We start from the raw sequence: 12795 nt of genomic DNA on the forward strand, positions 1-12795 counted from the left end.
AAATCCTGTCAGCGCCTCGTCTGCGGTGCCGGGCTTCTAGATCAGTCAAACCAACCTGTCAACCACTTTTTTCGAAGAAAATCACAAACTTAATCGAAGTTCTTTTCTTCTAACATCAACAGGACTCAAAGCCCCGTCAACGCCGCCAGCCTACCAACACCCAGCTTCTCTGCCAGACACCTTCAACCAACTCCAAGGACGCATCAGCCTGCCGCTTGCGGCGCCGCCGCCCTCGTTGTGGAGGCGTATATAGGGGGGACCTCTGCTATCTGTCAACAGCATCAAGGAAGTTTTTTGATGTTTTTTTGACAGCTTTCCACAAGCCGCCGGATTTCCACGCATTCGTCTTATATTATAGGGCTCTCATTGCCCCTCCAGCACTTGGGAGGGCCTTAAACCAGCCTTATTGCCCGAATAGCTTCTGCCGGATTTTCGAAACGGGCAATCGACGCGCCTTGCGGGGGATTGTGGATATCGTTGTCGGGCAGGCTTGTCGTTGACTTACGTTTCTTCGGCAGGCAAAACTCACATGCCCGTTTGGGAGCCTTCCGACAGAATGGAAGACGCCTTGATACCGGATTGGCGGCTCTCCGCTTCTCCGTCAAACGACTTCAAGCACGTTCGTGCTGTCAGTTATAAAGAAGGACCGGCTACAGCAGTATGAAAGACATGGGGCCGAACAATCTCGATCCGGGTGACGAGCCCCCGCTCAGCGTAGGCGGACGGCGGCGGCCTCCGGATCGCCGTGAAGTTTCTGCCCGCTGGCTCGCCGGAACCTTCCTGACCGGCGTAACGTCATGCATGCTGATCGGCGTCGCACTGTTTGCCGCCCTGGACGGGCGCGAACAGCTGGCCACTCCGCCTGAAATCCTTGCCCGAAACGACATGCCGGGTGCGACTGACGACGTTGACGTTACCAAGGGCGGACGTCTGGTCAGCACCGTCTCGCAGCAGAAACCGCGCGACCGGCGCCGTTTCGATCTCTCCACGATGCAGAAAGTGGGTGAGCGCGAGGTTATCCGGACCCGGCCCTTCGAATTCGTCCGCATGGCCCTTGCCGTCGATCATCCGACCAACCGCAAATATCCGGCATTCGACGCCTTGACCGTATTCTCGGAAGGCCCGGCGGCACCGCAACCTGCCGATGCAGGCCAGATTTACGGCGCAAAGGTGGAAAGCGAAGTCAGCCTGCATGTCGTCGAATTCCCGATGAACAGCACAACCTTCGACGCTTCCAGCGACCTTACCGTCGATGAGGTCGAAAAGGTCGTGCGCGATACGGGCGGCCTCCTGACCGACGGGGACGTGCAGGTCGCCTCACTTCATTATGTCGACCCCGCCCGTTTTGGCGGCTCTGACTCTCCGTTCGCGCTCGGCCCCGCGCTTGGTGTGAAGATTACGCAGGAAAATGTCAGCGTCGCCCAGCGCGGCGATGAAGATACGGTCAGCGAAGGTTTTTCAGAAGAACTGATTCCTTTCCGCCAGACCGCCGAAATTACGCAGGCGCTTGAAGATGCCGGCTACACCGGCGACGATGCCGGAAACATGGCCGACTCGCTTACCAAGCTGATGAACTCGCCCCGATTGAAGGAAGGCAGCGTTCTGAGGGTAGGCACCGAAACCCGTGACGGCGTGGATCGTATCGTGCGGGCCAGCATCTATAATCGCACGACCCATCTGGTGACGGTCGCCCTCAACGATCGCGGACAATATATACCGTCCGACGAACCGGAACAGACCCCGCTTCTGCAGACGGCTTTCGACGGCAACGCATTGCCAACGGCAATTCGCGGCAACCTCCCCAGCGTCTATGACGGGATCAGCCGGGCGGCGCTCGCCTATGGCATGTCGGAAACGATGCGCGAGCAGCTCATCAAGATGCTTGCAAGCGATGTCGACCTGCAGTCACGTCTGTCGCCAAGCGACCAGATCGACGCATTCTTCTCGCTGCCGGATGATCCCGACAAGCCCGAAGCCGATTCGCAGCTTCTCTACGTGGCGGCCAATTTTGGTGGGACGACCCGCAAATTCTATCGCTATCAGGCCCCGGACGGCAGCGTCGATTATTTCAACGGCGACGGCAAGAGCGCGAAGCAGTTCCTGCTGCGCAATCCGGTTCCCAATGGTGTCTTCCGCTCGCCATTCGGCATGCGCCGCCACCCGATCCTCGGCTATAGCCGCATGCATACCGGCGTGGACTGGGCCGCACCGCGCGGCACGCCGATCATCGCTTCGGGCAATGGCGTTGTGGAAAAGGCGGGCTGGACCAACGGTTACGGCAACCAGACCCTCATCCGCCATGCCAACGGCTATGTGAGCAGCTACAGCCACCAGAACGCAATCGCCCGCGGCGTCACCGCAGGCGCACGCGTGCGGCAGGGACAGGTGATCGGCTATGTGGGATCGACGGGCCTTTCGACCGGCCCTCACCTTCACTACGAACTGATCGTGAACGACACCAAGGTCGACCCGCTGCGCATCCGCCTGCCGGACAACAAGGCGCTTTCCGGCAAGGAACTGGAAGCCTTCAAGCAGGAACGTGACCGCATCGACGCACTTTTGAACAGCGATGATAACGGCACCAAGCTCGCCTCGAACGGATCGGCCAAGAGCTGATAGAGCGTGACGCCCGGAAGGGGAAACCTGGCTTCCGGGCAAAGACATGCGCAAAACAAAGGAATAGAGCATTTCGGCGATTCATCTTGAACGGGAAATGCTCCGGACGGACCGGGAAAGGCCGCCCATTTCTTTGAATTTACAGGAATGCTTATTCAGTGAATTCGACCGTTACGCCAGCCTTCACCAGCTTTGCCAGCTCTTCCGCATCCCAGTTGGTCAATCGCACACAGCCATGGCTCGATGTCTTGCCGATTCTCGATGGTTCGGGCGTGCCGTGAATGCCGTAGGTTGGCTTTGAAAGCGCGATCCAGACCGTGCCGACGGGGCCGTTCGGGCCGGGCGGAATGGTCAGAACCTTGTCGTTGTTACCCTGCTTGAAATTGATCTTCGGATTATAGGTGTAATTCGGATTGATCGCGATACGCTCGACCTGAACGGTGCCGGACGGTGACGGATTGTCGGACGAACCGATGGTCGAGGGATAGGCAACGACCAGCTTGCCGGTTTCGTCATAGCCGCGAACCTGCTTGCGTCCCTTGTCCGCGATGATGCGGGCCACCTTGGTCCGGACAGGCTTGCCGAGATTGGGAACCTTCACGATCGAGCCGGGCTGGTTGAAGTTCACGCCGGGATTGATCTCTTTCAGATAGGCTTCGTCTATATGAAACTTTTCACCCAGCATTTCGGTGACCGAAGTATAGGCCATCGCGGGAAGCTGGGCCTTGTGGGCGTAATCTTCCGGGATCGAGGCAACATACTGGCGCCCCACATCCTCGTTGGTGATGGTATATTCGGTGAAAGCCGGGCCGCCGGTGGCCTCAAGTTCAGCATTGACAGCGGCTTCATCCGTCGGATTGACCGACTTGCCGGTCAGTTCGCCATAGGCTGCTGCCGCCTTGTCGACATTGCTGCCCGAACGACCGTCAATGACGCCGGGCGATGCGCCAGCACGATCGAGAAGCACCTGATAGGCTGCAATCCTTGCCTTGGCGCCCTGCCCTTTCGGCATTTCGATGGCAGGAGCCATATCGCTCGGATTGGGAACACCGCGCGGCTGCTCGTAACCGGGCTGGCCGTAATCCTGCTGTCCATCATAGCCGGGATTGGCGCTGGCCGAATTGGTATTGTCCGGATACTGATCGCCTGCCGGTGGCAGTTCCGACCGCTGCACCTGTCCGTCCCGGTTGCCGCCATATTGCGGCGCTGCCGGAGCATCAGGGTAATAATTGGGGTCCTCGGGCACATTGCCAAAACCATCATAGGGCGCGCCGCCATCGACCGGGCCATCGAGCGTCCAGTTGTCGTCCGGCTGCGGTGCGCGGCGAACCCGGCGATCATAGGCGTTCGGATCATAATTGTTGGCATCCTCGACACTGAGGATACGCCCGCGGCGATCCATGGTAACGCGGCGACCATACTGATCGATGAACACCCGCACCCGGCGATCATGATAGATTTCCTCACCCGGATCGTAAAGCTGCGCAAGCTTTACCGGGCGCTCGGCAACCGTTGCAGAACTGCTTTCGTCGGCGCGGGCAGGACCATCGACGGCAACTGCCGCAACGGAAGCAAACAAAGCGAAACGAAGCATGCGTGTGTAATGCGCCATGAAGAATGCCCTGGGTGATCGAGAGATCATGGATGCCGCGAATATGGTTAATAACTGATTAGCTGATAAAGCAGATGCCAGATGAACTGGACATGAAAATGGCCGAGGTCGGCCGAAAACCGGAAAACTTGTCAGGGTGCATATGAAAAAGGCGCCGCAACCTGTCCGGTTGCGGCGCCCATGGCTTTCAACTCATGAACGTTCAGGCGTTCTCGTCGACCTTGCGGCTTTCATCCTCCTGCGCAGTTCGAATCGGACGGAAGTTGAGCCTGTCCGAACCGGCAGTGATCTTGACGATGGAACCGTCCAGAATGTCGCCCAGAAGAATGCGCTCGGCGAGCGGGTCCTGTACTTCCTTCTGGATCACGCGCTTCAAAGGACGCGCACCATAGGCCGGGTCGTAACCCTTGTTGGCCAGCCATTCGCGTGCATCCTCTTCCAGTTGCAGCACGATCTTGCGATCGCTCAGAAGCATCTGGAGACGCTGCATCTGAATATCGACAATCGCCCCCATGTCTTCGCGGCGCAGCCGGTGGAACAGGATGATTTCATCGACACGGTTCAGAAATTCCGGACGGAAGGCAGCCCGCACGACGCCCATCACTTCCTCGCGCACCGATTCGACATCGTCCTTCTCGCCAAGATTGACGAGATATTCGGCACCGAGGTTGGAGGTCATGATGATGACCGTGTTGCGGAAATCGACCGTGCGGCCCTGCCCGTCGGTCAGACGTCCGTCGTCCAGCACCTGCAACAGCACGTTGAACACATCCGGATGCGCCTTTTCGATCTCGTCGAACAGGATCACCTGATAGGGCCTCCGGCGCACGGCTTCCGTCAGAACGCCCCCTTCCTCATAGCCGACATAGCCGGGAGGCGCACCGATCAGCCGGCTCACGGAATGCTTTTCCATGAATTCCGACATGTCGATACGAACCATGGCCGTATCGTCCTGGAAAAGAAACGCGGCGAGCGCTTTGGTCAGCTCCGTCTTGCCGACACCCGTAGGGCCGAGGAAGATGAACGAACCGATAGGACGGTTGGGGTCCTGAAGCCCGGCGCGCGCACGGCGAACGGCCTTGGAGATTGCCTGCACCGCCTCGCCCTGACCGACGACGCGTTTTGCGAGTTCGTCCTCCATACGCAGCAGCTTTTCGCGCTCACCTTCCAGCATCCGGTCGACCGGAATGCCCGTCCAGCGGGAAATGATTTGCGCCACGTGGTCGGGCGTAACGGTTTCCTCAAGCAGGGAACCCTTGTTTTCCTGACTTTCCGCTTCGACGAGCTGCTTTTCCAATTGCGGAATCGTGCCATAGGCAAGTTCGCCAGCCTTCTGGAATTCACCGCTGCGCTGCGCAATGGCGAGGGCATTGCGCGCCTCTTCAAGCTGGCGCTTGAGATCGGCGGCAAGTCCGAGCTTCTGTTTTTCCGACTGCCATTTCGACGTCAGTTCCGCCGATTCCTCTTCCAGATCGGTCAGCTCCTTTTCCAGGCGCTGGAAACGATCCTTGGAGGCGGCATCGGTTTCCACCTTCAGCGCTTCACGCTCGATTTTCAGCTGCATGATGCGGCGGTCGATTTCGTCCAGTTCTTCCGGCTTGGAATCGACCTGCATGCGCAGACGCGACGCGGCCTCATCGACAAGATCGATAGCCTTGTCCGGCAGGAAACGGTCGGTGATGTAACGGTTCGACAAGGTTGCCGCGGCGACCAGAGCCGAATCCGAAACGCGCACCTTGTGATGCTGCTCGTATTTTTCCTTCAGGCCACGCAGGATCGAAATCGTATCCTCGACGGTCGGCTCATCGACGAATACCGGCTGGAAACGGCGGGCAAGCGCTGCATCCTTCTCGACATATTTGCGGTATTCCTCAAGCGTCGTCGCACCGACACAGTGCAGTTCGCCACGTGCAAGGGCAGGCTTCAACAGGTTCGATGCATCCATTGCGCCATCGGACTTGCCTGCGCCGACGAGCGTATGCATTTCATCGATGAACAGGATGATCTGTCCGGCAGCCGTCTGCACTTCCGAAAGCACTGCTTTCAGACGTTCCTCAAACTCGCCCCGATATTTGGCGCCGGCAATCAGCGCGCCCATGTCGAGCGCCATCAACTGCTTGTCCTTCAAGGATTCTGGCACATCGCCATTGACGATGCGCAGCGCCAGACCTTCCGCGATTGCGGTCTTGCCGACGCCCGGCTCACCGATCAGAACCGGGTTGTTCTTGGTGCGGCGCGACAGAACCTGGATGGTGCGGCGGATTTCCTCGTCGCGGCCGATCACCGGGTCGAGCTTGCCCGAACGCGCATCCTCGGTCAGATCGCGGGCATATTTCTTCAACGCATCATAATTGCTTTCAGCAGACGCCGAATCGGCGGTGCGGCCTTTGCGCATGTCGTTTATGACCTTGTTGAGAGCCGTCGGCGTCACACCGGCAGCGGAAAGAATTTCAGACGTCTTCGCGGATTTTTCCATCGCCAGCGCCGTCAGGAGGCGCTCCACGGTGACGAAACTGTCACCGGCCTTGCTGGCAAGCTCCTCGGCAAGCGAGAAGACCTTGGCAAGCGGCTGGGAAAGATAAAGCTGGTCGTTGCCGCCCGATACCTTGGGCAGCTTTTCGAGCGCGGTCTGCAGTCCGATGCGCACATCGGCAATGCGCCCGCCTGCGCGTTCGATCAGCGAGGAGGCAAGTCCCTCGTCGTCATCGACGAGAACTTTCAACACATGTTCCGGTGTGAACTGCTGGTTGCCGGACGATAGCGCGAATGTCTGAGCAGACTGAATGAAACCGCGAACGCGTTCCGTGTATTTTTCAATATTCATGATGTCTCCTTTGCCTTCCGGCCCGTCATGCGGCACCAGAAGATGTATGGTGACGAAGCCCCCACTCTGGGCGAGCTTCTTTCCAAGACAGCATATGGGACGATGGCCGGGTTTCGGCAAGGGTTACAGGCACTTGGAGAACCAAATAAAAATGGCGCGGAAACCGCGCCATTTTGAAGTCAATCCGAGGAAACGATCAGGCGTCGGAATTCGCCGCTTCCGTTACCGGCGTCTCGTCACCGCTATCCTTTGCGGCGCGGCGCGGACGGCCCGGGCGGCGCGTGGCGCGGCGCGGTGCTGCCTCTTCGGCCGGTGCTGCATCGGCGGCAGGCGCAGCCTCGGCGGCTGCCGGAGCAGCCTGCGCGGCGACGGCCTCAACGGGGGCCGAAACTTCTTCTGCTTCCGGCTGAGCCTGCTTTTCCGGCGATTGTTCGTCGGAACGTTCGTCGGCGTTGAAGCGCTCGCGCTGCGGACGGCGGCCACGACCGAGACGGCGGTCGCGATTGTCGCGTTCGCGCGGCTGCTGGCGACCTTCGCCGGACTTTACCGGCTCGCCGCTTTCCTCACCGTAGACAACCTCGGCTGGCGTGCCTTCGATGACCGGCTGCGGGCCGGAGCCGTTGACGGGCTGCTGCACTGCGGCGGGCGTGAAAACTGCTTCCTCGTCATCCGCGCCGTCATCGTCGAAAGTTTCTTCGCGCTGGAACGGCACCGGATTCTGCGCCATGGCAGCCATGATGATGCGATTGTAATGTTCAGCGTGCTGAAGATAGTTTTCGGCCATCACGCGATCGCCAGATGCCTGTGCATCGCGCGCAAGCGCCGAGTATTTTTCTGCAATATGTTGCGCATTGCCGCGGATCTTCACATCCGGGCCGTTGCTTTCATAGTTGCGCGACAGAGGATTGGGGCCCTTGCGGTTGTTGTTATTATTGTTATTCCCCCGTCCGCGCATGCGCCTGTTCTGCTGTGCTGGCCTCATATTCATCTCTTTTCAGATTAAAGGGCGTAGAAACTCCACAGCCAAAAAAGCTGCCGGTTTCACGCTATCGAGCCATGGAGGAAGTACGCCCTAAAAACTTCCCACAAATCGACTGCTCCTGAGTTAGGTGCACCATTTGAAGGTCACCGAAACTCCGCGGTTGCATTAATGCATAACCATTCCGAAAAGCTCTGCTCTTCGAGATTATGCTTGAAAGTCGTGTACTTCCGCACAAGCCATCCCCAAAGAACCCTCCAGGGAGCATGACCAAAAATCGTCATGGAGCATTTCCGCCACCGCCCATCAGCGGGCAAAACCATTCTGGCTGTATACGGTGGCCGGAAACTAAACGGCTTCGCCGCAAATTCCAAGTGTTTTTTAGCGGTTCGCCGCATCAAAATTACGTATTCGATCTGAGCGCGAAAAGCATGGCCCTTCTGTGGCCGCCAAGATCACTTGCATGTCCTGCGAGTGAAAAACCTGCGCTTTCGAACAGCGCTTCTACATCCTGGAATTGTCCGGCGCCGATCTCTACGGCAACCATTCCTTTCCTATATAGGTGATCTGCGGCCTTCTGTGCAAGGGCCCGGTAAAAATTCAGTCCGTCCACGCCGCCATCGAGCGCCGCAAGCGGATCATGTTCGCGTACTTCGCGCGACAGGCCCGCAATGTCTTCATGCGGAATATAGGGCGGATTTGAGACGATAAGATGAAACCGCCCGCTCACATGCTGGAACCAGTCGCTTTTGAGCGCGGCGAAACGGTCGCCTACCCCATTGGCGATGGCATTGATTCGCGCCATTGCCAGCGCCCCTTCCGCCATATCGAGGCCGACGCCATGCGCACGCTCGAAGCGATGCAGAAGCGAGATGATGATCGCGCCCGTTCCCGTCCCCATGTCGAGGAGTTCAAGCGTGTTCTCCTGCTGCGCGAGCACGTCCAGCGCCGGAATGACCAGTTCCACCAGCGCTTCCGTATCGGGTCGGGGTTCCAGCGTTTCGGCGGACAGCCGGAAAGGCAGGCCGAAAAATTCGCGAACCCCCATGATCCGGTGAACCGGTTCGCCTTTGGCGCGTCGCTCCAGTGCATCGGAAAGCGTCTTGATGGCAGCGCCATCCACCAGTTGCTCCGGCGCGGATATCAGGTCGAGCCGTGTCCTGCCCGTAGCCCATTCGACCAGAAGCCGCGCGTCGAGGTCTGGTGTATCCAGTCCTGCCGCACGGAGCCTCGCCCGTGCATCGGCCATCAGCCGGTCGAGACGCGTCTCGCCCACCTTACTGGCCCAGTTCGGTAAGAAGTGCGGTCTGGTGATCGGAAATCAGCGCATCGACCAGTTCGTCCAGATCGCCTTCCATCACCCGGTCGAGCTTGTAGAGCGTCAGGTTGATGCGGTGATCGGTGACACGGCCCTGCGGGAAATTATAGGTGCGGATACGCTCGGACCGGTCGCCCGAGCCAACCTGGCTGCGGCGCGATTCCGAACGCTCGGTTTCGGCCTTCTGGCGCTCCATGTCATAGAGGCGGGCACGCAGGATCTGCATGGCGCGGGCGCGGTTCTGATGCTGGGATTTTTCAGCCTGGACGACCATGATGCCGGTGGGGATATGCGTAATGCGCACAGCCGAGTCGGTCGTGTTGACGTGCTGCCCGCCAGCACCCGAAGCCCGCATCGTATCGATGCGGATATCTTCGTTGCGTATCTCGATATCGATGTCCTCGGCCTCCGGCAGAACCGCGACTGTCGCAGCCGATGTATGGATGCGCCCGCCAGCTTCCGTTTCAGGCACGCGCTGCACGCGGTGCACGCCTGATTCGAACTTGAGCTTGGAGAACACGCCCTTGCCCGAAACGGTGGCGATGATTTCCTTGTAGCCGCCAGCATCGCCTTCGCTGGCCGAGACCAGTTCGACCCGCCAGCCTTTTTCGGCGGCATAACGCTCATACATGCGGAACAGGTCGCCAGCGAAGAGCGCGGCTTCAAGACCGCCGGTACCGGCACGAATTTCCAGAATGGCGTTCTTCTCGTCGGCTGCGTCTTTCGGCAGAAGGAGAATCTGCACTTCCTGTTCCAGCGTGCCGATGCGCTTTTCGACTTCCGGCAGTTCTTCCAGCGCCAGCGCCCGCATCTCTGCGTCCGTGGCCGCATCGTCACGCATCGCCGCCAGATCGACCGCTTCCCTGCGTGCGTCGGTCAGTTCGCGTATCTTGCCAACCACTTCCTGCAGTTCGGAATATTCCGATGCGAGCTTCACATAGGTTTCCGAATCCGGATTATTGGCCATCTGGCTTTCGATCATGGAGAACCGCTTCAAGAGCTGGTCCATCCGATCCTGCGGCAATGCGATCATATCATGTCCTAGAAATTATCAACGCTTGCAAAAATACGAAACAAGACACCGCGCAATCCTGCACTGCGGCCGTCCAGTCAGGTCAATCTGCTTCGCTATAACGGAATATCGTTGTCTTCGGCAAATCTCATCAGCAGTTCGCGCAGCGAATGCGCGCTGTTGGGCTTGTCCAGCTCTTCCTTGAGCAAGGCGGTGAGCTTGCCCGCGTCCAGCGCGCCAAGCATGGCCTTTACCGGACCAATGGCTGCGGCCGACATCGAAATCGATCGGAACCCGATACCCACCAGCGCCATGGCGGGAAGCGGCCTGCTGGCCATTTCACCGCACAGGGTAACCGGCTTGCCATGCCGGTTGCCGGTCTCCACAATGTGTCGCAGCGCGCGCAGGAATGCTGGCGAAAGCTGGTCGAAGCGACCAGACATCAGCGAGTTGCCGCGATCCGTCGCCATCAGGAACTGGAACAGGTCGTTCGAGCCGACGGAAATGAAGTCGACGAGCGACACCAGCTCCTCGAGCTGCCAGAGCAGCGACGGCACCTCGACCATCGCCCCGAGCTTCAGGCACATCGGCAACTGGTGGGCAAAACGCGACAGGTGGCGGACTTCACGATCGATAATCTCGCGCGCGGCCTTCACCTCGCTCACTTCCGTGATCATCGGCAGCAGGATTTTCAGCTCACGCCCGCCCGCGGCCTTCAAAAGCGCCCTGATCTGGGTGCGCAGCAGGCCCGGACGATCGAGTGTCAGGCGGATGGCGCGCCAGCCGAGCGCCGGATTTTCTTCCTGCACGGTCGAGCTGAAATAGGGAAGAACCTTGTCTCCGCCAATATCCAGCGTCCGGAAAGTCACCGGCTTGTCGCCCGCCGCCTCGATGACGGAGCGATAGAGACGTTCCTGCTGTTCGGCTCGGGGGAAGGTGGAAGCCACCATGAACTGAAGCTCGGTTCGGAACAGGCCGATACCCGCCGCGCCGGACGCCGAAAGCTGCGGCAGATCGACGAGCAGCCCCGCATTCATCAGAAGCGAGATATCGACACCATCCCTGGTGACGGATGGCTTGTCCCGCAATTCGCGATAATGGGCCTGACGCCGTGCCCGGAAGCGAACCTTTTCGGCATAAGCCGTTTCCAGATCGGCCTGCGGGCGCAGGTGCATAATGCCTTCGTCGCCGTCGACAATGGCCGCATCGTTGTTTTCCGCCATGGAGACGATGCCCTTGGCCTGGCCTACCACGGGAATGCCCATGGCGCGGGCGACGATCACGACATGGCTCGTGGCCGCGCCATCTTCCAGAACGACGCCACGCAAGCGCTCACGCGGATAATCCAGAAGTTCGGCAGCCCCCATCGACCGGGCGACGATAATCGCATCCTTGACCAGTGATTCGGCGATGGTCTTGATGTCATGCCCCATGAGCTGGCGCAGCAGACGATTTGCAAGATCGTCGAAATCCGACAGGCGCTCGCGCATATAGGGATCGGTCAGGTGCACCATGCGCGCGCGCGTGTCGCTCTGCACCTTTTCAACCGCCGCCTCGGCGGTCAGGCCGTTATGGATGGCTTCTTCCAGCCGCCGCACCCAGCCGCGGTCATGGGCAAACATGCGATAGGCTTCCAGCACTTCGCGATGCTCGCCTTCCACCGCCACGTCACGGCGCGAGAGCATGTCATCGATGGATATGCGCAAGGAGCCAAGCGCTTCGTCCAGCCGGTTCAGCTCCGCCTGGCTGTCCTCGTTGAAAAGATTGGTAACGACGATGCGCGGCTCGTGCAGCACCACATGGCCAAGGCCGATACCGTCGTTGAAAGCATGTCCCGTCACGCTCATCGGACGACCGAGATCAAGCTCTATGCCCGGACGGGCGAGGCGCAGACCGTCGCCGGTCGCGATGATTTCGGCAAGGACCATGGCGGTGGTTTCAAGTGCTTCGACCTCGTCTTCGCGATAAGCCCGCTTGGTCTTGTTCTGGACGACAAGAACGCCCAAAGTGCGGCCAGCGCGAAGGACGGGAACGCCAAGGAAGGAATTATAGGCCTCTTCCCCTGTTTCCGGGAGATAGGCGAAGGCTGGATGGCTCTGCGCATCGGTCAGGTTGAGCGGACGGGCGCTTGCAGCAATCGTGCCGACCAGACCCTGGCCGAGACGAAGCTGAGCCAGGTGAACAGCCTGCGGATTAAGACCTTCGGTCGCGTAGAGTTCGAGAACGCCATCGGCGCGCAATATATAGAAGGAGCAGACTTCCGCGACCATGTTCTGCGCGATTTCACGGACGATCCGGTCGAGGCGCGCCTGCGGTTCCAGCGGCTCCGCCATCAATTCGCGCAACCGCTTGAGCAGTACGCGGGGACCGGTTGTCAGCTCACGCATGATCGTCGGGGGCTCCTTTCAGGTTGCTGGCGCGCCTTCGCCAGCCG

At 59.5% G+C, this 12795-nt stretch carries 7 protein-coding genes; 1 reads left to right on the forward strand and 6 read right to left on the reverse strand.

Going from position 1 to position 12795, the window contains the following annotated elements; all coding sequences use genetic code 11:
• Positions 1-660: 660 nt before the first annotated feature.
• Complete coding sequence (locus ACS5UA_RS21055) at positions 661-2616, forward strand: M23 family metallopeptidase (RefSeq protein WP_253177546.1); 1956 nt, start codon at positions 661-663, stop codon at positions 2614-2616.
• 151 nt (positions 2617-2767) lie between these two features.
• On the opposite strand, the gene ACS5UA_RS21060 is transcribed toward ACS5UA_RS21055, so the two are convergent.
• The 6 genes from ACS5UA_RS21060 to ptsP all read right to left on the reverse strand — a co-directional run bounded on the left by ACS5UA_RS21060 (position 2768) and on the right by ptsP (position 12748).
• A complete protein-coding gene (locus ACS5UA_RS21060; protein WP_253177547.1) occupies positions 2768-4228 on the reverse strand; it encodes a L,D-transpeptidase in 1461 nt (486 codons plus the stop codon).
• Between the two features lie 202 nt (positions 4229-4430).
• On the reverse strand, positions 4431-7052 hold the full coding sequence (gene clpB, locus ACS5UA_RS21065; RefSeq protein ID WP_021586566.1) for an ATP-dependent chaperone ClpB: 2622 nt from the start codon (positions 7050-7052) through the stop codon (positions 4431-4433).
• Between the two features lie 196 nt (positions 7053-7248).
• Positions 7249-8034 carry a DUF4167 domain-containing protein gene (locus ACS5UA_RS21070; RefSeq protein WP_113477392.1) on the reverse strand — a complete coding sequence of 262 codons (786 nt, stop codon included), beginning with the start codon at positions 8032-8034 and terminating at the stop codon, positions 7249-7251.
• Between the two features lie 400 nt (positions 8035-8434).
• Positions 8435-9280, reverse strand: coding sequence for a peptide chain release factor N(5)-glutamine methyltransferase (gene prmC, locus ACS5UA_RS21075; RefSeq protein WP_253177561.1), 846 nt, complete (start codon positions 9278-9280; stop codon positions 8435-8437).
• A gap of 28 nt (positions 9281-9308) precedes the next feature.
• Entirely contained in the window at positions 9309-10382 is a 1074-nt protein-coding gene (gene prfA, locus ACS5UA_RS21080) for a peptide chain release factor 1 (RefSeq protein ID WP_025092183.1), read from the reverse strand.
• Between the two features lie 95 nt (positions 10383-10477).
• Positions 10478-12748 (reverse strand): phosphoenolpyruvate--protein phosphotransferase, encoded by a 2271-nt coding sequence (gene ptsP / locus ACS5UA_RS21085; RefSeq protein ID WP_006467883.1) that lies wholly within the window; start codon positions 12746-12748, stop codon positions 10478-10480.
• Positions 12749-12795 lie beyond the last annotated feature (47 nt).

Source organism: Brucella sp. RRSP16 (genome assembly GCF_052246815.1).
Taxonomy (GTDB): Bacteria; Pseudomonadota; Alphaproteobacteria; order Rhizobiales; family Rhizobiaceae; genus Brucella; species Brucella intermedia.

Bases quoted from the DNA above. Each gene is read 5' to 3' on its own strand.
- ACS5UA_RS21055 (WP_253177546.1), top strand. From the start codon at position 661: ATGAAAGACATGGGGCCGAACAATCTCGATCCGGGTGACGAGCCCCCG.
- ACS5UA_RS21060 (WP_253177547.1), bottom strand. From the start codon at position 4,228: ATGGCGCATTACACACGCATGCTTCGTTTCGCTTTGTTTGCTTCCGTT.
- clpB (WP_021586566.1), bottom strand. From the start codon at position 7,052: ATGAATATTGAAAAATACACGGAACGCGTTCGCGGTTTCATTCAGTCT.
- ACS5UA_RS21070 (WP_113477392.1), bottom strand. From the start codon at position 8,034: ATGAGGCCAGCACAGCAGAACAGGCGCATGCGCGGACGGGGGAATAAC.
- prmC (WP_253177561.1), bottom strand. From the start codon at position 9,280: ATGGCCGATGCACGGGCGAGGCTCCGTGCGGCAGGACTGGATACACCA.
- prfA (WP_025092183.1), bottom strand. From the start codon at position 10,382: ATGATCGCATTGCCGCAGGATCGGATGGACCAGCTCTTGAAGCGGTTC.
- ptsP (WP_006467883.1), bottom strand. From the start codon at position 12,748: ATGCGTGAGCTGACAACCGGTCCCCGCGTACTGCTCAAGCGGTTGCGC.